Genomic DNA, 21,336 nt, shown 5'->3' on the forward strand with positions numbered 1-21,336 from the left:
CACCAAGGACACCCTATCATGAGCAATGCCACCCCCCTCGACGATGCCCAGTTGGCCGATAGCGTTCTGCCCGCCGGTGCCGATCCCTTCGTGCTGTTCGATGAGTGGTTTGCTGCCGCACAAGTTGCCGAGCCGAACGATCCCAATGCCATGGCGCTCGCCACTGCCACGCCCGATGCGGCGCCTGCGGTGCGGATGGTGCTGCTGAAGGGGCACGGCAAGGGCGAGATTGACGGCGGCGGCTTCACCTTCTTCACCAATGCCGAAAGCCGCAAAGGCCAACATATCCGCGCCAACATGCAGGCCGCGCTGCTGTTACACTGGAAGAGCCTGCGCCGCCAGATCCGCATCGAAGGCCCGCTGACCGAAGTCAGCCCCGAACGCGCCGACGCCTATTTCCACTCGCGCCCTTACAAGAGCCAGGTCGGCAGCGCCGCGTCCGACCAGTCGCGTCCCCTGCCCGAGCGGGCCGAATACCTCGCCCGTGTGCAGGAAATCTGGGCCGCGCACGAGGCGCAAGGCAAGGTCCCGCGCCCGCCGCACTGGACCGGTTTCACCCTCTCGCCCCGCCGGATCGAGTTCTGGATCGACCGCGACAACCGCCTGCACGACCGCCGCGAGTTTCTGCGCGCCAGCGCGGATGCACCGTGGTCCGACACGCTGCTCTACCCCTGAGGAAGCCTCCGATGCCGCAGACAATCCCGTACTGGCATGTCGATGCCTTCAGCGCCCGCCCCTTTGGCGGCAATCAGGCGGCGGTCATGGTGCTTGAGGAATGGCTGCCCGATGAAGTGCTGGTGGCGATCGGCGCGGAAAACCTGTTCGCCGAAACCGCCTTTGTCGTGCGCGATCACACGGGCGAGGCCGACTGGGAGCTGCGCTGGTGCACACCGACCTATGAAATCGCGCTGTGCGGCCATGCCACGCTGGCGAGCGGGCATGTGCTGTTGCAGCGGGACGGCGGAGAAAGGATTACCTTCCGCACGCGGCTGTCGGGCGTGCTTGAGGTGGTGCGGGCGGGTGACGGCTATGAACTCGCGCTTCCCGCGATTCTCACCGAGGCCGATACCGCGGCCAACCACGCCGAAGCGATCCGCCTGCTCGGCGCGGAGCCGCTGGAGGTGTTCCGCTCGGCGCTGGGCTACAACATCTACCTCTATGAAAACGAGGCAGCGGTGCGGGGTCTTGCGCCCGATATTCGCGGGCTGGAGACGCTCGGCAAAGACCAGTTCATCGTCACCGCACCGGGGGCCCGCACCGACATCGTCAGCCGCGTGTTCGTGCCCGGTGGCGGGGTGGACGAGGACTCCGTCACCGGCTCGGCCCACGCGGCGCTGACCCCCTATTGGGCGCGGCGGCTGGGGCGCGAGGCCTTCACCGCGCATCAGGCGAGCACGCGGGGCGGCGATCTGGCGCTGCGGATCGACGGGAGCAAGGCATGGCTCGGCGGGCCATGCGTCACCGTGGTCGAGGGTGCGTTCTACTTGTAGCATTCTTCGGTCGCGCAGCGACCGCAAGGGCGACCGCCCGCCCGCAGCGGGCGCAGCTTGCTGCGCGCATAGCGAGGACCGCACGCCGGATGGCGTGCGGAACATCAAGAATCCGGATACAATTCCAGAATATCCGCTGCTTGGCTCAACATCGGCGGGCGCTGTGTGCTGTCCGAGTGGCCGAGCCGCACCAGCGTCACGCGCTGCTTTGGCGAGACCAGCACATATTGCCCCATATGGCCGATCAGGCTGAACAGGCTTTGCGGGGCGCGGTCGGGGAATAGCGGGTGTTCGGCCGGTTCGGCGCCGGGGATCGGGCGGTTGAGCCAGGTCTGGAAGCCGTAATGCGGGCTGGCGGGAGACGGCTTCACCATCGCTTCGACCCAGCGCTGCGGCACCAGTTGCTCGCCGCCCGGAGCGCGGCCGTTGCGGCGCAGGAACTCGCCGAATTTGGCCCAGTCGCGTGCGGTGGCGTGCATCAGACTGCCGCCGATCAGGGTGCCGCTCGCGTCGAATTCGGGCACCATGCTGGTCATGCCGAGCGGGCCGAACAGGCGGACTTGCAGATAGTCCGCCACGGCCCTGCGCCGCACATCGGGCTTTGTGCTGGTGGTCAGGGCGCGGGCGGCGATGTCGGCGAGGATCACCGTTGTGTTCGACGAATACTCGAACATCTTGCCGGGTTCGGCCTCCAGCGGCTGCTCGCCAGCCCAGCGCGCCATGTTGTCGCGCCCGTCGAGGAACAGCATCCTGACTTCCGAGGATTCATAGGGCGGATCGCCCGCCTCGGTGTGGCGCAGCCCGCTGCGCATCTGGAGCAGGTGCCGCAGCGTGATTTCCGCCCGCGGATCGCCGGGGCGCTGCCACAGCGGCACCGGGGCCGGATCGTCGAGCGCCAGCTTGCCATCGGCCACCAGCATCCCGATCAGCACCGCGGTGACCGTCTTCGCCATCGACCAGCTGACAAAGCGCGTGTCCTTGTCATACCCCGGACCATAACGCTCGGCGGCGAGTTCGCCGTTTGCCATCACCACCACGGCGCGGGTTTCGCCCAGCCCTTCCATGGTGAACAGATCGTCGATCTGGCGGGCGAGCTGGTCCCTGGGGGCACCGGCCTTGTCGGTGACAGCGGCAAGGGCGCTTTCGTCCAGCGGTGTTTCGGCGGGAGGCGCCGCGCCGCAAGCGGCCAGCACCAGCAGGGCTGGCGCGAGCAGGGCAGCACGGTTATGGGCATGGGGCGACCGGATCATCGCACCCCCAATCCCCGAAGCAAAAGAGCTTGGCAATGGCGAAATCGTCTCCCTCCGCAACCGCCGCAGGCCGTCCGCGTTACGGGCTTTGGCTGCTGGCGATCATCGCGCTGGCGCTGGGCGGGACGGCGTGGGCCTTCCGCGAGCCGATCAACGGCTATGGCAGCATCGCTTCGGCCTATTCGGCGCGGGTGGCGTGTTCGTGCCGCTTTGTCGCTGGGCGCGATCTGGACGATTGCACCAAGGACAAGCTGGCCGGCATGGAGGCGGTCACGCTGGTCGAGGATGCCGAGACCAAAAGCGTCACCGCCCGCTTCCCGCTGGTGGCCGAGGCCACCGCGACCTACCGCGAAGGCTATGGCTGCGTGCTGGAGAAGTGGGAGGGGTAAGGGCACCAATGTTTCACGTGAAACATTGGTCCGAACGGGCCTGAACAGGGCCTAAAAGGGGTCTAGAGCGACCTGGACGGGGTCTAAACCGGCCTAACCCGCCACCTTTTCGGTCGAATCGATCCACCCGCCGCCGATCACCCGGTCGCCGGCATAGATCACCGCCGCCTGCCCCGGCGCGACGCCGAATTCGGGCTCGGCAAAGCGGATCGTGACCGGCGCGCCATGCCCCAGCGCCCCTTCGAGCGTCACCGGCACAGGCCTCGCCAGACTGCGCACCTTGGCGGTCAGCGGTTCATCGCCCAGCGGCCCGATGCGGTTGGTTTCGGTGAGGTGCGCCGCGCTCACGGCCAGCATCCGCTTCGGCCCGACCCGCACCTCGCGGCTCGGCGCGTCGAGGCCGATCACATAAAGCGGCTCGGGCTGGCCGCCGATCTCCAGACCCTTTCGCTGGCCGACAGTGAAGTGGACGATGCCCTTGTGTGTCCCCAGCACCGCGCCGGTGGCGGCGTGGACGATGTTGCCGGGGGCCGCGCCTTCGGGCCGCACCTTGGTGACGATCTTCGCGTAGTTCCCGTCGGGCACGAAGCAGATGTCCTGCGAATCCGGCTTGGCCGCGTTCCTGAGGCCCGCCGCTTCCGCCAGCTCGCGCACCTGCGGCTTGGGCATCCCGCCCAGCGGAAAGCGCAGGTAATCGAGCTGGGCTTCGGTGGTGCCATAGAGGAAGTAGGACTGGTCCCGCGCCGGATCGAAGGCGCGGTAAAGCTGCGGGCCGTCTGCCGTCATCACCCGCCGGACATAGTGCCCCGTGGCAAGGCAATCCGCCCCCAACTCGCGCGCCATGCGGAACAGGTCGGTGAATTTCGGCCCCATGTTGCAGCGGATGCAGGGCACCGGCGTGCGCCCGGCGAGATATTCGTCGGCAAACTGTTCGACCACCTCTTCGCGGAAGGCGCTTTCATGGTCGAAGACGTAATGCGCGATTCCCAGCCGGTCGGCCACGGCGCGGGCATCGCGGATATCGTCACCCGCGCAGCACGCGCCCTTGCGTCCCGTCGCCGCGCCGTAATCATAAAGCTGGAGCGTGATGCCGATCACCTCTGCCCCGCTGGCATGGGCAAGGGCTGCCACCACCGAGGAATCGACCCCGCCGCTCATCGCCACGACGATCCGGCAATCGGCGGGGCTGCGCGGCAGATCGAACAGCGCGGCGGCATCGGGCCCGGTGATCGGGCCGGCGTTGGGGAGGGCAAGGGTCGTCATGGAAGTGCGCTGCCTATAGCGATCCGCGACGCATTTCGCCAGCGCCCAGCGTGCCTTCCGGTTGCCCGCCCGGCCAGCACTATTCCTAAGCGCGGGTAAATGGCAGTTTTACCCGATCTTGACGCACTGCCCCTATGAACCGTGGTCATGTTCGAGAAAGCGAGTCCCGTTTCACCCCTGTCCCGCGCCATGGCGGGCGGTCTGCGTGCCGGCCCGGCAGCGGGGGCAGAGCGATTCGACGGGCGGGCGGATCACAGGGCAGCGCGCCGTGCAGGCGAGGCTCTGCGGGCGGTCGAATGGAGCGAGCTGACCGCCCGGCTCAACGCCGCGCGCGATCTGCGGCTGCTGATGCGCAACGAAGCGCAGGCCCCGATCGAGGCTGTGGCCGCCAGCTTCGGCGATGCCGCCGCCAGCTATTTCGCGCTGATCGATGATGACGAACGTGACGTTAACCTTGATGCTTTAGGGCAATCTAAAGTCTTCGATGGCAGGGTCGTATCCAACGAAGCAAACCGTCCGGGTGATGCAGCAGACCAGAACGCTGGCGCAGCCCGGGGCGATGCGAGAGACATGCAATGATTGAGAACCAGGATATCCGCCCCGCACAGGTAATCGGCCCCCTCGGGGAGCCGCTGACCCTTGCCGACCTGCCTTCTCCCGCGACCAAGCGCTGGGTGGTGCGGCGCAAGGCCGAGGTGGTGGCTGCCGTGAACGGCGGGCTGCTCACGCTCGACGAGGCGCTGGCGCGTTACGGCCTGACGCTGGAGGAGTTCGCCTCGTGGCAGCGCGCGGTCGACCGGTCGGGGATGCACGGCCTGCGCGTGACGAAAATCCAGCATTATCGCGACCTTTACGAACGCCAGCTGAAGTACTGACATTTGCACAAGGCGGGCTGCGGCCCGCCTCGCCTTATCCCGAATACGGCCCGCCCTGCCCGCAATCCGTTGCGGGCTTGCGGCGTTTCGGGGCACCCTGCATGGCTGAAAGCCCCTGCGGATGGTCCGCGGCGGCTGTGCTTGCGGGAGAAGCATAATGGGTTGGATTATCGCTCTGATCGTCGGCGGCGTTGCCGGCTGGCTTGCCAGTGTGATGATGAAGCGCGATGCCTCGATGGGCATCATCCTCAACATCGTGGTGGGCTGTGTCGGATCGGTCGTCGGCAACATGATCGCCGGGCCGATGCTGGGGATCAGCGGCAGCGTGCAGCAGTTCTCGCTCACCGGCCTGTTCGTGGCGGTGCTCGGCGCGGTGGTGCTGCTGGGGGTTTTCAACCTGATCCAGCGCGGCAAGGTGCGCTGACGCGGCCCGTCGCCGCGCCCTTGCGGGGAACCATTCCGGCGTGCCCTTCGTCTAGGCTTAAAGTCACCGGTCGATGGGCGCATTGCCCCGTCCCGCCCGACAATCTATCAGGCGTTGCACATGGTGACTTAGGCGGGTAATACACTCGGAGGCGCAAGGCGGCCCTGTCGGGGTCTGGTCTGCGCAAGGAAATGGCGATGAATTACGAAACGACGATCAGGGCTGACGCGGCAGACGGGGTGAGCACCGAATTCACCGATGCGCGTGGGCTTTCCGCTCCGGCGATTCCGCGCTGGCTGATCGTCGGCGGGCTTGGCCTGTTCGGGTTGCTGCTGGCGATCGCGCTGTGGTTCGCGATTGCCGGCGGCGGCGCGGCTCCGGCGGGGGACGACAATTCGCAGGCGCCCTCGGTCACGGTCGTGACTCCGGGCAAGACGACGGTGGCCGGCACGATCGAGGCCCCCGGCACGCTGGCGGCGCGGCGGCCGATGCCGGTCGGCGTGGTGGGCGAAGGCGGTCAGGTGCTGCGCGTCACCGTGGATGCGGGTGACTGGGTGCAGCAGGGTCAGGTGCTGGCGGTGATCGACCGTTCGGTGCAGGTGCGGCAGGCCGAGGCGCAGTCCGCCCAGATCGAGGTGGCCCGCGCCGATGCCAACCTGGCGCAGGCCAATCTCGACCGTGCGCTGCAACTGGTGGCCCGCGGCTTCGTGTCCAAGGCCGATGTCGACCGGCTGACCGCGACCCGCGACGCTGCCGCTGCGCGCGTCAGGGTGGCCGAAGCGCAGCTCGCCGAACAGCGCGCCCGCAATCAGCGGCTCAATATCTATGCTCCGGCCAGCGGTTACGTGCTGGCCCGCAATGTCGAACCCGGCCAGACCGTCGGCGCGGGCAGCCCGGCGCTGTTTACCATTGCCAGCGGCGGCGAGATGGAAATGCTCGCCCAGCTTTCCGAAGAACAGCTGGCCAAACTGTCGGTCGGCACCATGGCGAGCGTCACGCCGACCGGATCGGAGCAGAGCTTTTCGGGCCAGATCTGGCAGCTTGCGCCGGTGATCGATCAGGCGACCCGGCAGGGCACGGCGCGCATCGCGCTGCCCTTTGCCCGCGAACTGCGCCCCGGCGGCTTTGCCACGGCGCGCATCGCCAGCGGCAACTTCACCGCTATCCTGCTGCCCGAAAGCGCGGTGCTGGCCGATGCCGAGGGCAGCTTCGTCTATGTCGTGGGGGATGACAACAAGGCCATCCGCCGTCCGGTGAAAACCGGCGCGGTGACCGAAAACGGCATCGCCATCATCTCCGGCCTGTCGGGCACGGAAAAGGTGGTGCTGCGCGCTGGCGGCTTCCTCAATCCCGGCGAATCGGTGAACCCGCAGCCGCTCAAGAAGTAACCTCCATCTGCGGGCGCCCGGCGCCCGTAACTGACGGACGAGCCAGAACAGGCAGGAATATCATGGCACTTCGCGACATCTCGGCCTGGTCGATCCGCAATCCCGTGATCCCGCTGGTGTTCTTCACCGGCCTGCTGTTCGCCGGGATCGTGAGCTTCATGCGGATGGACGTGACCGACAATCCCGATGTCGAGTTTCCGGCAGTCAGCGTCACCATCGCCCAGCCCGGCGCGTCCCCGACCGAGATCGAGAACCAGATCACCCAGCGCGTGGAAAGCGCGCTGCGTTCGATCGCGGGGGTCAATTCGATCCAGTCGACCGCGCGCGAGGGCAGTTCCAACACCTTCGTCGAATTCGAGATCGGCACCAATCTGATCGAAGCGGTCAACGAGGTGGAAACCGCGATCGACGGCGTGCGCGGCTCCTTGCCCGACGGTATCCTCGAACCGCAGGTGCGCAAGGTCAACGTGGTGGGCGAGCCGATCGGCTATATCGCGGTCGAGGCCGACGACATGACGGTGGAGCAGCTCAGCTGGTTCATCGACGATACCGTCGCCAAGCGATTGCTGAAGATCGAAGGCATGGCCGAGGTCAACCGCTTCGGCGGGGTCGACCGGCAGATCGAGGTGATCCTCGATCCGGCGCGGATGCAATCGCTGGGGGTCACCGCCTCGCAGATCAACGCGGTGCTGCGGCAGGTCAACCTCGATGCGGCGGGCGGGCTTGCGGAGATCGGCGGCACCCGCCAGTCGCTGCGCGTGCTCGGCAATTCCGACACCGCCTATGCCCTGTCGCAAACGCAGATCCAGCTGGGCGGCGGACGCACCGTGCGGCTGGCCGATGTCGCCACCGTGCGCGACGGCTATTCCGAACGCACCTCGATCAGCGAGGTCAACGGCCAGGAAGTCGTGAACTTCGCCATGAGCCGCGCGCGCGGCGCATCCGACCTTACCGTCTATGACGCCGCACTGGCCGAGATGGACAAGATCGAGGCCGAGAACGAAGGCGTCAAGTTCATCAAGCTGTCGACCAACACCACCTACACCCGCCAGCAGTATGAATCCTCGATCTGGGCGCTGGTCGAAGGCGCGGTGCTGGCGGTGGTCGTGGTGTTCCTGTTCCTGCGCGACTGGCGGGCGACCTTCATCAGCGCGGTGGCGATCCCGCTGTCGGCGATCCCGACCTTCTTCTTCATGGATTACCTGGGGTTCAACCTGAACTTCCTCTCGCTCCTCGCCCTCGCGCTGGTGGCAGGGGTGCTGGTCGACGATGCGATCGTGGAGATCGAGAACATCGTGCGCCACATGCGCATGGGCAAGACCGCCTATCAGGCATCGATCGACGCCGCCGACGAAATCGGCCTGCCGGTGGTCGCCACCAGTTTCTGCATCGTCGCGGTGTTCCTGCCGGTGGGCCTGATGCCGGGCGTATCGGGCCAGTTCTTCCAGAACTTCGGCCTGACCGTGGTGGTCGCGGTGCTGATGAGCCTTGCCGTGGCGCGCATGATCACGCCGCTGATGGCGGCCTATTTCCTCAAGGCCAAGGGCCATGCCGAACATGGCGAAGGCCCGATGGTGCAGGCCTATATGCAGGTGCTGGCGTGGACGCTCGACACCGGCAAGATGGCCGCCCGGCGCTTCGGGCTGGAAGGGCCGCATAATCGCATGGCCTATGTCTTTGGCCTGCTGCTGACAGTGATCGCCTTGCTGGTGGTGCCCGCGCTGACCCTGTTCGAACTGTTCAGCGGATCGGTTTCGGCTGCGATCGCCGCCGGAGCAGGCGCCGCGCCGCCGTGGAAGGGCCTGATCGGGCTGGACGTGCACAAGCAGATCGCCACCGCCGTATCGAGCGACACCAATGCGATGGCGCACATGGTGGTGTCCAAGATCTTCGAAATCGTGATCGTGCTGACCACCTCGTTCCTGTCGTTCCTGTCGGGCCTGCTGGTGTTCAGGGGCATCGAGGGGATTTCACCGCTGCTGCGGTCGGATAATCCGCTGGCGAAGGTCGGAAGCATCGCGCTCGGCATTCTCGGTGTGCTCGCCGCCGCTTTGGCAGGCAATGCGATTGTCGGCGGCATTTTTGCCGCGATCACCGGCACCCCTGACGAAGCGCAGGCCGGACAGGACGCCGCGGCCGCCGCCGGCGCGTTCGATCTCGCCGCGCTTTCGGGCATGGAGCTGCTGGGGGCGGTGCTGGCGCTGGGCGGCGCGGTGGCCGCCGGCGCGCTCGGCTATCTGGGCGTGCGCAAGGTCGCCCGCAATCCGCTCGCGGTCAACTGGATGACGGCGCGGTTCTACGATCACCGCGTGTGGATGCTCGGGGTGGGGTGGTTCTCGTTCCTGATGACGATCATGCTGTTCGGGCAGACTCCGCCGCAGTTCCAGCCCACGGTCGATGACGAGAACAGCCGCGTCGAAATCGAGATGGTGCCGGGCACCACGCTCGCTGAAACCAAGCGGGTGGTGAACGGCGTGGCCGAGCGCCTGCGGCAGGAGCCGGAAGTCGAACGCCTGCTCGAACGCATCCGGCTGGGCGAAACCTCCTCGATCTTCGTCAAGTTGCGCGAGGACCGCGCGCGCACCTCGATCGAGTTCGAACGCGAACTGGCGCCCGAGCTGGCACGCTTCCCCGACGCACGGGTGCGGTTCCAGTCGCAGAGCGGCGGCTTCGGTTCGGGCCGCGACATGACGGTGATGCTGGCAGGGTCCGATCCCGTCCTGCTCGATCAGACCGCGACCCGGCTGGTCGAGGAAATGAAGGGGCTGAAAACCCTCGTCGCGCCGCGGATCAGTGCCGATCTCAACCGGCCCGAAATCATCATCACCCCGCGTGACAAGATCGCAGCCGAACTGGGCGTCACCACCGCCGCCCTGTCGCAGACGATCCGCATCGCCACGCTGGGCGAGATCGAACAGAACGCGGCGCGTTTCTCGCTGTCGGATCGCCAGATCCCGATCGTGGTGCGCCTGTCGCAGGAATCGCGCACCGATTTCCGCACCATCGAAAACCTGCCCGTGCCGACCGCCAACGGCGGCTCCGTGCCGCTGAGCCGCGTCGCCGACATCACCTTCGGTTCCGGCCCGACCGCGATCCAGCGCTACAACCAGAACCGCCGCGTGCTGGTGGGGGCCGATCTTGCCGCAGGCGTGCTCAAGGGCGAGGCGCAGGCCCAGATCGATGCCCTGCCGGTGCTGCAGGAACTGCCGACCGGCGTGATCCGCGACGTGGTGGGCGAGGATGCCTGGCAGGCGGAGCTGATCCAGAACCTGATCATCGCGATCATCTCGGGCGTGCTGCTGGTGTTCGCGGTGCTGGTGCTGCTCTACAAGCGCCTCATGAGCCCGCTGGTCAACATGACCTCGCTGGCGCTGGCGCCGCTGGGCGGGGTGCTGCTGATCTGGCTGTTCGGGCAGGCGCAATCGATGCCGGTCTATATCGGCATTCTGTTGCTGCTCGGTATCGTGTCGAAGAACTCGATCCTGCTGATCGACTTCGCGATCGAGGAAATGAACAAGGGCGTGCCCAAGCTGGAGGCGATCATGGATGCCGGGCACAAGCGCGCCCAGCCGATCGTGATGACCACCGTGGCGATGACCGCGGGGATGGTGCCGGTGGCGCTGTCGCTGACCGGCGACGGGGCATGGCGCCAGCCGATGGGGATCGTGGTGATCGGCGGGCTGGTGCTTTCGACCCTGCTGACCCTGCTGATCGTGCCCGCGGGCTTCAGCCTCGCCGACGGGTTCGAAAAGCGCGCAGGCCCGTGGCTGCGTTCGCGCCTGCTGACCTACAAGCCCGGAGACGACACGCGCCCGCATGGCGAGGGTGAACCCGATCTGCCCTTCCCCGGCCTGCCCGGCGGGGCCAAGCCCACCCCGGCGCGGCGCCTGCCCCCGGCGGGCGAACCGGCCGAGTGACAGGTAAGGGCGTGACGACCGCGCCCGAACCGCGCTAAGGCAGGCGCATGGTGACCCGATCCCTGAGGCCTCTGACGTTCCACGGACAGCCGCTGACGGCTGATCGCGCGCGGCGGATGCGCTGGACGGCCACCGGCATGCTGGCCGCCATGGCGGTGGTGTTCATCGCCACCCACGGGCTGGTCGCCGCGCACCCGGCGTGGGGCTATGTCAACGCCTTTGCCGAAGCGGCGATGGTGGGCGGCCTCGCAGACTGGTTCGCGGTGACCGCGCTGTTCCGCCACCCGCTCGGCCTGCCGATCCCGCACACCGCGATCATCCCCGAAAACAAGGACCGCATCGCCGACACCATGGCGGCCTTCCTGCGCGAGAACTTCCTCACGCCGGCGGTGGTCGCACGGCGCATGGCGGGGATGAACATTGCCAAGGCGGCGGGCGAGTTTCTCGCCGCTTCGCCTGAGCGCGGCCCGAACGGCGAAGGCGTGGATGAACGCTCGCGTATCACCTCCGGCGCGGCAGAGCTGCTCGCCGAGGTGCTCGAATCGCTCGATCCCGACCGGCTCGGCAATCAGGTGCGCGCCGGGCTGGCGGGCCAGATCGCCAAGCTCGACCTCGCGCCGCTCGCGGGCCGGATGATCGAGACCACCATGGCCGACAAGCGCCACCAGCCGCTGATTGACGGGTTCGTGCGCTGGGCGGGCCTCACCATCGAGGACAACGAGGAAACCCTGCGCGACATCATCCACCAGCGCGTGGCCGGCGTGCTGCGCTGGACCGGGCTGGACAAGACGATCTCCTCCAGCGTGCTCGACGGGCTCTACAAGCTGCTGGCCGAGGTGCTGGTGAACCCCGATCACCCCTTGCGCGGCAAGGTCGAGGAAGGGCTCGCCAAGCTCGGGCAGGATTTGCAGCACGATCCCGAAACCCGCGCCAGAGTGGAGGAGATGAAGCGCGATCTGATCGCCAACCCCGCGGTGGCGGTATGGTGGACAGGGGTGTGGGAACGCATCCGCCAGTCGCTGATCCGCCGCGCCCGCGACCCCGAAAGCGGGATGGGCGAGGAAATGCGCAACATGCTGTCGGAACTGGGGCAGGCGCTCCAGCAGGACGAACGCTTGCAGCTTCAGATCAACCGCTTCGCCCGCCGCACCATGGTCGGCGTCGCCACCCGCTATGGCGACCAGATCGTGCGGCTGGTGTCAGAGACGGTGCGCCGCTGGGACGCGCAGACCATCACCGACCGCGTGGAAGGTGCGGTGGGCCGCGACCTCCAGTTCATCCGCATCAACGGCACGCTGGTGGGCGGGCTGGTGGGGATGACGCTGCACTTCATCACAACGGTGCTGTGACGCGCACACCCTAGCCGCCGCGATAGGTGATCGAAGTGGCGTAGAACGACCGGAACGGCTGGCCCGCGGCGTCCCGCGCCGGTTCGAACAGAGCGTTCTTCATCACCTTGCAGGCCGGCGATTCCAGCAGATCGGTTTCGGTGGCCTTGAGCATCGTGCAGCTTTCCACCGTGCCTTCCGCACTCACGATCACGCGCATCCGCATGACCCCCTGTTCGCCTTCGCTCCACGCCTCGCGCGGGTAATTCTCCATGATCCGCTTCACCAGACCGGCCTGATTGGTCCAGCGCGGACGGCTGATCGCCGAAGCGTGGCGTTCGGGATCGAGCCCCCATTCGCGCAGCAGATCGAGCGAGCACTGGTTCAGCACGGTAAAGGCGCTCTTCAGCGCACCGGTTTCCAGCCGCACCACGCGCCCGCCTTGCTTCAGTTCGAGAAATTCGACCTTCTGCCCGAACGCCGGGTCCATCTGCGGCATCCCGGCAGGGGCCCGTGCGTCGCCCTCCTCGCCCTCCGCCTGCGTCTCGTCGGGCCGGATGGTGGGGAAGATTACGCCCGTGCCGAAGCCTTCGACCGTGCCGGCGAAGGGCGTTCTTTCCACCGGCTCCTGCCCGGCGAAGAACCGCACCCCGGTCCGTTCGAGGCTGCGGAACTTGCGGAAGGCCGGCCCCGCCACGGTCAACCCCGCCTCGCGCGCGGGCCAGTATTGCTGGAACGAGAGGAAGTGCTGATCCTCCCCCTCGCCGAACAGGCGGTTGAGGCGGCACTTGTCCTCGGCGAAATCGACGTTCCACGGGCTGCTGGGCTTCAGCACCACCGGCTCCGCCCCCTGCACAGGAGCGGCGAGTGTGATGGAAAGGGCGGCAAGGGCGAGAATGGTGCGGCGCATGGGAATTCCTCGGGGCAGGGCCGGATGGCGGGTTAGTTGTTCAGCTTGTAGGTGATGCGGGTCGAATAGAACGCCGCGACCGGCGCGCCGCTGGCGTCGCGCGCCGGATCGAACCGCGCATGGCGCAGCAATTGCAGGCAGGCGGTCTCGTTGAAGGACGCAGGGCCGCTATAGCCGGTCACCTCGCAGAACGAGGCGCGGCCTTCCTTGTTGACCGTCAGCCGCACCGCGACCGTGCCCTGCTGTTCGGCGCGCAGCAGGTGGGCGGGGTAGTTTTCCTGGATCTTCGCCGCCCAGCTGGCCGCATCGACCGTGGTGACGCCCTTGGCTGCGCCGCCTTCGACCAGAGGTTTGCGCGCCAGCTGCTTGCTGAGTTCGGTGGTGCAGACGAACAGCCTGTCCGCCATCGGGAACACCCCGTCCAGCTCCAGCGTCAGTGGATCGATCAGTGCGCCCGACAATTCCAGCGCGGTGATCGCGGCGTAGCGTTTCTTGAGCGTTTCGATCGACGCGAATTCGGCGACCGACGCCTCGGCAAAATCGACGCTTTCCTCGCCCTGCACCGTCGCCGGAGCCTCGCCTTCCGGCTGTTCGGCCGCCTGCGACACCGGCTGCACCCCGAACAGGCCGAGCACGGGCCGCCCCTTGCTCGATGTGGCGGTGATGAAATTGCGGTCCACCGGCTCCCCCGGCGCAAAGCCTACGCGCACATAGGCACCATAGGGGCTGCGCACCGGACGCCCGATCACGGTGATGTTCATCCCCGGCCCCGGCCCGCCCTTGTCGAGCCACAGCGTGGTTTCATTCTCGCCCTCGCCGAAAGTGCGCGTCATGCGGCACTTGTCGTCATATTGGAGCAGCTTCCAGTCGGAGGAAGGCTTGAGCCGGATCGGCGCGGCCGATGCAGGGGTGACCCCTGCGACCAGCGCGGCGGCGCCTGCGATGACAAGAAATGGTCGTGCGAACATCAAAAAACCCCCGACAAGCGCGCAGCTTGCCGGAGGTTCTTTGCAATCTCAAGTCCTTGCGTGGTCAGCGCTTCACAGCGCGCCGGTCAGCTCCGGAACGGCGGTGTAGAGATCGGCGACGAGGCCGATATCCGCGACCTGGAAGATCGGGGCATCCTCGTCCTTGTTGATGGCGATGATGACCTTCGAGTCCTTCATCCCGGCAAGGTGCTGGATCGCGCCCGAAATGCCGATGGCGAAGTAGACTTCCGGCGCGACGATCTTGCCGGTCTGGCCGACCTGATAGTCGTTGGGGACATAGCCCGCGTCGACCGCCGCACGGCTCGCGCCGATGGCCGCGCCGAGCTTGTCGGCGAGCGGCGTGATGGTCGCTTCGAAGGTTTCTGCATCCTTCAGCGCGCGGCCACCCGAAACGATGATCTTGGCGCTGGTCAGTTCCGGACGCTCGCTCTTGGCGATTTCCGAGCTGACGAAGCTGGAGGTGCCGGCATCGCCCGCACCGCTGACAGCTTCGACCGCAGCCGAACCACCTTCGGTCGCCGCCTTTTCGAAGGCGGTGCCGCGCACGGTGATCACCAACTTGGCATCGGTCGATTCGACCGTGGCGATGGCGTTGCCGGCATAGATCGGGCGGGTGAAGGTCTTGGGGCCTTCGACCGACAGGATTTCCGAAACCTGCATCACATCGAGATGCGCAGCGACACGCGGGGCGATGTTCTTGCCGCTGGTGGTGGCGGGCGCGAGGAAGGCGTCGTGATCGGCCATCAGGCTGGCCGCGAGTGGCGCGACGTTTTCGGCAAGGCCGTTGGCGTAGGCGGCGTCATCCGCGACGTGGACCTTGGCCACGCCCGCGATCTTCGCCGCCGCTTCGGCGACACCGCCGCAATTGTGACCGGCGACCAGCAGGTGCACTTCACCCAGCTTGCCCGCAGCAGTGACCACCGCGAGCGTCGCGTCGTTCACCTTGGTGTTGTCATGTTCGACGAGAACCAGAGTCTTCATCTGATAGTCCTTTCAAATCCCTGTCCCGTTCGCCTCGAGCGTAGTCGAGAGGCCGGTGCGGTGTGTCTCGACTTCGCTCGACACGAACGGCACCCGGGAAAAACCAGTGGCTTACGCGATGCCGAGCGCCTTGACCTTCTCGACCAGCGCGGCGACGTCGGCGACCTTTTCACCTGCCTGACGCACCGGCGGCTCGGCGACCTTGAGGGTCTTGAGGCGCGGGGTCAGGTCGACGCCGTAATCGGCAGCGGTCTTGGTCGCGAGCGGCTTCTGCTTGGCCTTCATGATGTTGGGCAGCGAAGCATAGCGCGGCTCGTTGAGGCGCAGGTCGGTGGTGACGATCGCGGGAAGGCTGAGCTTCACGGTCTGAAGGCCGCCATCGACTTCGCGCTTCACGACGACGGAGTCGCCGTCGACTTCGACGGTGTTGGCGAAAGTCCCCTGCGGACGGCCCATCAGCGCGGCGAGCATCTGCCCGGTCTGGTTCGAATCGTCCGAAATCGACTGCTTGCCGAGGATGACGAGGCCGGGCTGCTCTTCGTCAGCAATGGCCTTCAGGATCTTGGCGACCGCCAGCGGCTCGACCTCTTCTTCGGTCTCGACGAGGATCGCGCGGTCGGCACCCATGGCGAGGGCGGTGCGCAGGGTTTCCTGCGCCTTGGCCGGGCCGACGGAAACCGCCACGATCTCGGTCGCCGCGCCCTTTTCCTTGAGGCGGATGGCTTCCTCGACCGCGATCTCGTCGAACGGGTTCATGCTCATCTTGACGTTGGCAAGGTCAACGCCCGTGCCATCGGCCTTGACCCGCGGCTTGACGTTGTAATCGATCACCCGCTTGACGGGGACGAGGATCTTCATGGGGTTCGTCCTTCCTCTCAAAGAATCACGTGACGCTGTCGCGCCCTTGGCCGCCCGCCTAGCTTGCGTTTACGTAAACGTCAAGCGGGTGGCTTGCGCTGATTACCGAACATGTGGCCCCCCTCGCGTTGCACCGGGGCAAGGTCAAGCCTTCAATTCGCCAGTGCTTTACCGGGGGGCGTGTCGAAGCTACGTCGGCAAGCGGGGAGGGATGCAGCAATGGCGATAAAGGCATGGGTGGCAGCGGCGGCTCTGGCGGCGGCAGCGCCGCTGGCCGCGCAGGAGACGCGGGTGGCGAGCGAGGGTCAGGCCTCGCCGCCAGCCACGATCGCGGCGGCCGACTGGATGACCGGCACGTGGACCGGCGCGGGGATCGGCGGGGCCGAGGCGCACGAAAGCTGGCTGGCCGCCTCGGGCGACACCATGGTGGGCACCTTCGTGCAGGAAACTGCCACGGGCGGGATCATGTTCACCGAGCACATGTATCTGATGGAGCAGGACGGCAGTCTGGTGGTGAAGCTCAAGCACTTCAACCCCGACCTGACCGGCTGGGAAGAGAAGGACGGGATGGTCACCTTCCGCCTGATCGCGGCGCAGCCCTGCGCGCTCTATTTCAGCGCGTTGACCTATCGCTGTGACGGCGCAGGCGGGATGGTGGTGGCGGTGCGCATGAAGAGCGACGCGCACGAACCGCAGGAACTGGTGTTCCGCTTCCGGCGATTGCGCTGACGCCAAACAAAAACCCCCGCCGGCGCGAACCGGCGGGGGTTTTCAATACCTTTGCGCGGCGAAGGCTTACGCCGCCTTCTTCACTTCCGCGACGATCTTCTGCGCGGCATCGCCGAGGTTGTCGGCGGGCACGATCGCAAGGCCCGAATTGGCGAGGATCGCCTTGCCTTCGGCCACGTTGGTGCCTTCGAGACGCACGACCAGCGGAACCTGGAGGTTCACGTCCTTGGCCGCCTGCACGATCCCGTTGGCGATCACGTCGCACTTCATGATCCCGCCGAAGATGTTGACGAGGATGCCCTCGACCGCCGGATCCTTGAGGATGATCTTGAAGGCCGCCGTCACCTTCTCGGTGGTGGCGCCGCCGCCCACGTCGAGGAAGTTCGCCGGGAAGGCGCCGTTGAGCTTGATGATGTCCATCGTCGCCATCGCGAGGCCCGCGCCGTTCACCATGCAGCCGATGTTGCCATCAAGCTTGATGTAGGCGAGGTCGTATTCGCTGGCTTCGACTTCCGCCGGGTCTTCCTCGGTCTCGTCGCGCAGGGCTTCGATGTCGGGGTGGCGGTAGAGGGCGTTGCCGTCGAAGCTCATCTTGGCATCGAGCACCAGCAGCTTGCCGTCTTCGCTTTCGACCAGCGGGTTGATTTCGAGCATCTCGCAATCGGTGGCGAGGAAGGCGTCGTAAAGCTGCTTCGCCAGCTTCTGCGCCTGCTTGTTGAGATCGCCCTGCAGCTTCAGCGCGAAGGCCACGGCACGGCCGTGGTGCGGCTGGAAGCCCTGTGCCGGATCGACAGTGAAGGTGGTGATCAGTTCGGGCGTGTCATGCGCCACGGTTTCGATGTCCATCCCGCCCTCGGTCGAAACCACGAAGGCGACGCGGCCCGTCGCGCGGTCGACCAGCAGCGAGAGGTAGTATTCCTTGGCGATGTCCACGCCGTCGGTGATGTAGAGGCGGTTCACCTGCTTGCCCGCTTCGCCCGTCTGGATCGTGACCAGCGTGTTGCCGAGCATTTCCTCGGCGTGGGCGCGCACTTCATCGAGGCTCTTGGCGAGGCGCACGCCGCCCTTGGCGTCGGGGCCGAGTTCCTTGAATTTGCCCTTGCCGCGTCCGCCTGCGTGGATCTGCGCCTTCACGACATAAAGCGGCCCGGGCAGCTTCTTGGCGGCTTCCACCGCTTCCTCGACGCTCAGCGCGGCGTGACCGGCGGGCACCGCGATCCCGTGCTTGGCGAGCAGTTCCTTGGCCTGATATTCGTGAACGTTCATTGCGTATCGATCCCTTCAATGCGTGTCTCTGGGGAGAGGTTCGTCCACGCGGGGCCTAAGCACGGATCGTCCCTCTTGAAAAGTGCCCAGTGCAGGGGCAACACCGCAGGCTCTCATGATTGACAGGTCGCACCTTCTGGCCATCGTCCGCGAGGCGGGCAGGATCGCTCTTTCCCGCTGGCCGGGGGCGGGCCATGCCTTGCACAGCTGGGACAAGACGCCGGGCAGCCCGGTGAGCGAGGCCGATCTGGAGGTCGACCGCTTCCTCAAGCGCGAGCTGGGCCGGTTGCTTCCCTCTGCCGCCTGGCTTTCCGAGGAAACGGCGGACGACAAGGGGCGCACCGCCAGCGGGCTCATATGGCTGGTCGATCCGATTGACGGCACCCGCGATTTCGTCGCCGGAAGGCCGGGCTGGGCGGTGTCGGTCGCGCTGGTGAGTTCGGGCAGGCCGCTGATCGGGATGCTGGCGGCACCCGCCCGCCGCGAGGAATGGGTGGCGGTCGCAGGGCAGGGCGCGACGCTCAACGGCGTGCCGATCCGGGCCAGCCAGCGCACCCAATTTGCCGGAGCCCGCGTGCCGACCCACACGCTGATGAGGGACGACAGCGATCTGGTCGCGGTCGAACAGCCCAATTCGATCGCGCTGCGCATCGCGATGGTCGCCGATGACCGCGCCGATCTGGTGGCGACGCTGCGCTGGGGTTACGAGTGGGATATCGCCGCCGCCACCCTGATCGCACGCGAGGCGGGGGCCGAGGTCACCGACGCATTCGGCAACCCGCTCGCCTATAACAAGCACGACCCGCGGGATTTCGGCGTGCTGGTGTGCTCGCCCGCGATCCACGCGGCGGCGGTGGAGCGGCTGGCGGCGCGGGCTGCGGCGCTGCGGTAAAGCACCACTGATCCCAACTTCAATGTGTCAGAACGAAAACGGGCCACCCACCCGGGCGGCCCGCAAGGCCGGAGTCGAAGCCGAAGGCGCAGACGTGCGAAGCACACCTGCACGGCCGCCCGCAGTGACCAGAGGGAGCGAGGAAGCGGGGCTGCGGAGGCAACCCCGCTTCAATCATTGCGAACGCGCGGCGGAAACATCTTCCTGGCTGACCGGGATGATCTTGATTTCGACCCGGCGGTTGAGCGGTTCGTTGACATTGTCGCCGGTCTTGACGCGCAGGTAATCATACTGCTCGCCAAAGCCCTGCGTCGCGATGCGGGCACGGGCCACACCGCGCGCTGCAAGGTAATCGGCCACCGCCTGTGCGCGCTGTTCGGACAGGCGCTGGTTGGTGGCGGGCGATCCGGTGGTGTCGGTGAAGCCGTAAACGTCGATCAGGCTGTTGGGATAGCGGATCAGCGTTTCCGCGACATTGTTGAGCGTGTCGAGGAAGCCGGGATTGATCGCGGCCGAACCGGTGGCGAAGGTGACGCCATCGGGCAGGCGGACGAGGATCGCGTCCTGATCGCCCACTTCCTCGACATCGACGCCGCTGCCGGCGGTCTGTTCCTTCAGTTCCTTGATCTGGTCGTCATACTGCTTGCCGAGGATCGCCCCGGCCGAACCGCCGATGCCTGCGCCGATGATGCGGCCCGTGTCGCCGCCAATCGCCCCGCCCAGCAGATAGCCGAGCGTGCCGCCGAGGCCGGTGCCGATTGCGGTGCGCGAAATCTTCTTTTCGCCGGTGTTGGGATCGGTGACGCAGGCGGTGGTGGTGCCCAGCAGCGCGAGAGCCGCCGTGCCGGACATCAGGATACGCGAAAAAGTCATGTGAATTCCTCCCTCAATTCTCGTGCCGACAATGCCACGCCGCCCGGATGGCGACAAGGCCGCGGCCTGTCGGGGATGGCATCCCCTGCGCCGCCCCGCATTGACCTTGGTTGAACAAACCGCACGAATTGCCGGCAGACAGGCGTTTTGTGCGCCCTACGATTGCACAGATGGCAAGGCCGCCGGTTTGTGCTAGCGGCCTTGGCGTGACACCTTTTCCCTGGACCGACCTCGCCATCATCATCGGGCTCGTCGTGCTCAACGGCGTGTTCGCCATGTCCGAACTCGCCATTGTTTCGGCCAAGACCAGCGCGCTGGAGGCCAAGGCCGAAGGCGGCTCGTCCAGTGCGCGCATCGCGATCGCGCTGGCGGCTGACCCCGGCAAGTTTCTGTCGACCGTGCAGATCGGGATCACCCTGATCGGCATTATCGCGGGCGCCTATTCGGGTGCGAGCCTCGGCGGGCCGATGGGCGAGCGGCTGGACGCGCTCGGCCTGCCCGAACGCTATGCCGATGAAGCCGGGTTCGCCGTGGTGATCGCGCTCACCACCTATCTCAGCGTGGTGGTGGGCGAGCTGGTGCCCAAGCAGCTGGCGCTGCGCAATGCGGTGCCGCTGGCGCTGATCATGGCGCGGCCGATGGCGTTCCTGTCGCGCGCCGCCGCGCCGCTGGTGTGGCTGCTCGATTCGAGCTCTGCGGCGATGATCCGCCTGTTCGGCATCCGGCGGACCGATGAAGCCTCGGTCACCGCCGAGGAGCTCCAGATGATCTTTGCCGAGGCGACGCGGTCAGGCGTGATCGAGGATGAACAGCGCCAGATCCTCACCGGCGTGGTGCGGCTGGCCGAGCGCCCCGTGCGCGAGATGATGACCCCGCGCACCGAAATCGACTGGATCGAAGCCGATGCCGATGCGGAGGAAATCCGCGAGACGATCGAGGACAGCTCGCATTCCCTGATGCCGGTGGCCGAAGGTTCGCCCGACACGATCCTTGGCGTGGTCAAGGTGCGCGATGTGCTCGCGGCGCTGGTGCGCGGCGAGCCGGTGTCGATCCGGGCGATGATGCGCAAGCTTGAAGTCGTGCCCGACCAGCTTGACGCGATGGACGCGCTGCGGGTGCTGCAATCCGCCGAAGTGGCGATGGCTGCCGTGACCGACGAATATGGCCACTTCGAAGGGATCGTCACGCCGGTCGATCTGCTGACCGCGATTGTCGGCAATTTTGCCAGCGATTCGGACGATGGCGATCTGCCTGCCGTGATCGAGCGCGAGGACGGATCGCTGCTGGTGTCGGGCTCGCTATCCGCCGATGCGCTGGCTGACCGGCTGGGGCTGGACTATGGCGAGGACCGCGAATTCGGCACGGCGGCGGGCTATGCCCTGTCGGTGCTCAAGAAGCTCCCGTCCGAAGGCGAACACTTCCACGATCAGGGCTGGCGCTTCGAAGTGGTCGACATGGACGGCCGCCGCATCGACAAGCTGCTGGTGAGCAAGGCGGGCGAGGAAGGTTAGAGC

General features: G+C 66.6%; 20 protein-coding genes. 12 read left to right on the forward strand and 8 right to left on the reverse strand.

Annotated elements, in window-relative coordinates:
- Positions 1 to 18 precede the first annotated feature (18 nt).
- Positions 19 to 675, forward strand: a complete 657-nt coding sequence (gene pdxH, locus ACU0AG_RS09095; protein WP_482781957.1) for a pyridoxamine 5'-phosphate oxidase — start codon at positions 19 to 21, stop codon at positions 673 to 675.
- A gap of 11 nt (positions 676 to 686) precedes the next feature.
- Positions 687 to 1,490 carry a PhzF family phenazine biosynthesis protein gene (locus tag ACU0AG_RS09100; RefSeq protein ID WP_482781958.1) on the forward strand — a complete coding sequence of 268 codons (804 nt, stop codon included), beginning with the start codon at positions 687 to 689 and terminating at the stop codon, positions 1,488 to 1,490.
- A 104-nt stretch (positions 1,491 to 1,594) separates the two neighbouring features.
- Here the strand turns inward: ACU0AG_RS09100 and ACU0AG_RS09105 are convergent, their stop codons facing one another.
- Complete coding sequence (locus ACU0AG_RS09105) at positions 1,595 to 2,740, reverse strand: serine hydrolase domain-containing protein (RefSeq protein ID WP_482781959.1); 1,146 nt, start codon at positions 2,738 to 2,740, stop codon at positions 1,595 to 1,597.
- A 35-nt stretch (positions 2,741 to 2,775) separates the two neighbouring features.
- Between ACU0AG_RS09105 and ACU0AG_RS09110 the strand changes: the two genes are divergently transcribed.
- On the forward strand, positions 2,776 to 3,129 hold the full coding sequence (locus ACU0AG_RS09110; RefSeq protein ID WP_482781960.1) for a hypothetical protein: 354 nt from the start codon (positions 2,776 to 2,778) through the stop codon (positions 3,127 to 3,129).
- A gap of 93 nt (positions 3,130 to 3,222) precedes the next feature.
- Here ACU0AG_RS09110 and mnmA read toward each other — a convergent pair whose 3' ends face one another.
- The gene (gene mnmA, locus ACU0AG_RS09115) at positions 3,223 to 4,392 is read right to left on the reverse strand and encodes a tRNA 2-thiouridine(34) synthase MnmA (protein WP_482781961.1); all 1,170 of its coding nucleotides are present in this window, start codon (positions 4,390 to 4,392) and stop codon (positions 3,223 to 3,225) included.
- Between the two features lie 147 nt (positions 4,393 to 4,539).
- Here mnmA and ACU0AG_RS09120 point away from each other — a divergent pair, with 147 nt between their 5' ends.
- The 6 genes from ACU0AG_RS09120 to ACU0AG_RS09145 all read left to right on the forward strand — a co-directional run bounded on the left by ACU0AG_RS09120 (position 4,540) and on the right by ACU0AG_RS09145 (position 12,345).
- Positions 4,540 to 4,971: a hypothetical protein gene (locus tag ACU0AG_RS09120; RefSeq protein WP_482781962.1), complete on the forward strand. Its 432-nt coding sequence runs from the start codon at positions 4,540 to 4,542 to the stop codon at positions 4,969 to 4,971.
- Positions 4,968 to 5,267 carry a CtrA inhibitor SciP gene (gene sciP, locus ACU0AG_RS09125; RefSeq protein WP_101791478.1) on the forward strand — a complete coding sequence of 100 codons (300 nt, stop codon included), beginning with the start codon at positions 4,968 to 4,970 and terminating at the stop codon, positions 5,265 to 5,267. Before ACU0AG_RS09120 ends, sciP begins: the two co-directional genes overlap by 4 nt.
- Before the next feature lie 157 nt (positions 5,268 to 5,424).
- Entirely contained in the window at positions 5,425 to 5,691 is a 267-nt protein-coding gene (locus ACU0AG_RS09130) for a GlsB/YeaQ/YmgE family stress response membrane protein (protein WP_482781963.1), read from the forward strand.
- 197 nt (positions 5,692 to 5,888) lie between these two features.
- Positions 5,889 to 7,079, forward strand: a complete 1,191-nt coding sequence (locus tag ACU0AG_RS09135) for an efflux RND transporter periplasmic adaptor subunit (protein ID WP_482781964.1) — start codon at positions 5,889 to 5,891, stop codon at positions 7,077 to 7,079.
- Between the two features lie 62 nt (positions 7,080 to 7,141).
- Positions 7,142 to 10,996: an efflux RND transporter permease subunit gene (locus ACU0AG_RS09140; protein ID WP_482781965.1), complete on the forward strand. Its 3,855-nt coding sequence runs from the start codon at positions 7,142 to 7,144 to the stop codon at positions 10,994 to 10,996.
- A 47-nt stretch (positions 10,997 to 11,043) separates the two neighbouring features.
- Positions 11,044 to 12,345 carry a DUF445 domain-containing protein gene (locus ACU0AG_RS09145; RefSeq protein WP_482781966.1) on the forward strand — a complete coding sequence of 434 codons (1,302 nt, stop codon included), beginning with the start codon at positions 11,044 to 11,046 and terminating at the stop codon, positions 12,343 to 12,345.
- 10 nt (positions 12,346 to 12,355) lie between these two features.
- Here the strand turns inward: ACU0AG_RS09145 and ACU0AG_RS09150 are convergent, their stop codons facing one another.
- From ACU0AG_RS09150 to ACU0AG_RS09165, 4 genes are all read right to left on the reverse strand, one after another.
- Entirely contained in the window at positions 12,356 to 13,234 is an 879-nt protein-coding gene (locus tag ACU0AG_RS09150) for a TonB family protein (RefSeq protein ID WP_482781967.1), read from the reverse strand.
- A gap of 32 nt (positions 13,235 to 13,266) precedes the next feature.
- Positions 13,267 to 14,202, reverse strand: coding sequence for an energy transducer TonB (locus tag ACU0AG_RS09155; RefSeq protein WP_482781968.1), 936 nt, complete (start codon positions 14,200 to 14,202; stop codon positions 13,267 to 13,269).
- Positions 14,203 to 14,274: 72 nt separating this feature from the next.
- A complete protein-coding gene (locus tag ACU0AG_RS09160) occupies positions 14,275 to 15,204 on the reverse strand; it encodes an electron transfer flavoprotein subunit alpha/FixB family protein (protein ID WP_482781969.1) in 930 nt (309 codons plus the stop codon).
- Between the two features lie 111 nt (positions 15,205 to 15,315).
- Complete coding sequence (locus ACU0AG_RS09165; protein ID WP_482781970.1) at positions 15,316 to 16,062, reverse strand: electron transfer flavoprotein subunit beta/FixA family protein; 747 nt, start codon at positions 16,060 to 16,062, stop codon at positions 15,316 to 15,318.
- 219 nt (positions 16,063 to 16,281) lie between these two features.
- On the opposite strand from ACU0AG_RS09165, the gene ACU0AG_RS09170 reads away from it, so the two are divergent.
- Positions 16,282 to 16,791 (forward strand): DUF6265 family protein, encoded by a 510-nt coding sequence (locus ACU0AG_RS09170; protein WP_482781971.1) that lies wholly within the window; start codon positions 16,282 to 16,284, stop codon positions 16,789 to 16,791.
- Between the two features lie 66 nt (positions 16,792 to 16,857).
- Here the strand turns inward: ACU0AG_RS09170 and sucC are convergent, their stop codons facing one another.
- Complete coding sequence (gene sucC, locus ACU0AG_RS09175; RefSeq protein WP_482781972.1) at positions 16,858 to 18,057, reverse strand: ADP-forming succinate--CoA ligase subunit beta; 1,200 nt, start codon at positions 18,055 to 18,057, stop codon at positions 16,858 to 16,860.
- 115 nt (positions 18,058 to 18,172) lie between these two features.
- Between sucC and ACU0AG_RS09180 the strand changes: the two genes are divergently transcribed.
- Positions 18,173 to 18,949, forward strand: a complete 777-nt coding sequence (locus tag ACU0AG_RS09180) for a 3'(2'),5'-bisphosphate nucleotidase CysQ (RefSeq protein ID WP_482781973.1) — start codon at positions 18,173 to 18,175, stop codon at positions 18,947 to 18,949.
- A 174-nt stretch (positions 18,950 to 19,123) separates the two neighbouring features.
- On the opposite strand, the gene ACU0AG_RS09185 is transcribed toward ACU0AG_RS09180, so the two are convergent.
- Positions 19,124 to 19,822 carry a YiaD family glycine zipper/OmpA-like lipoprotein gene (locus ACU0AG_RS09185; protein WP_482781974.1) on the reverse strand — a complete coding sequence of 233 codons (699 nt, stop codon included), beginning with the start codon at positions 19,820 to 19,822 and terminating at the stop codon, positions 19,124 to 19,126.
- Positions 19,823 to 20,028: 206 nt separating this feature from the next.
- On the opposite strand from ACU0AG_RS09185, the gene ACU0AG_RS09190 reads away from it, so the two are divergent.
- Complete coding sequence (locus ACU0AG_RS09190; protein ID WP_482781975.1) at positions 20,029 to 21,333, forward strand: hemolysin family protein; 1,305 nt, start codon at positions 20,029 to 20,031, stop codon at positions 21,331 to 21,333.
- The last annotated feature ends 3 nt before the right edge of the window (positions 21,334 to 21,336 follow it).

The sequence above is a fragment of the Erythrobacter sp. RANMB8 genome, from assembly GCF_056848235.1.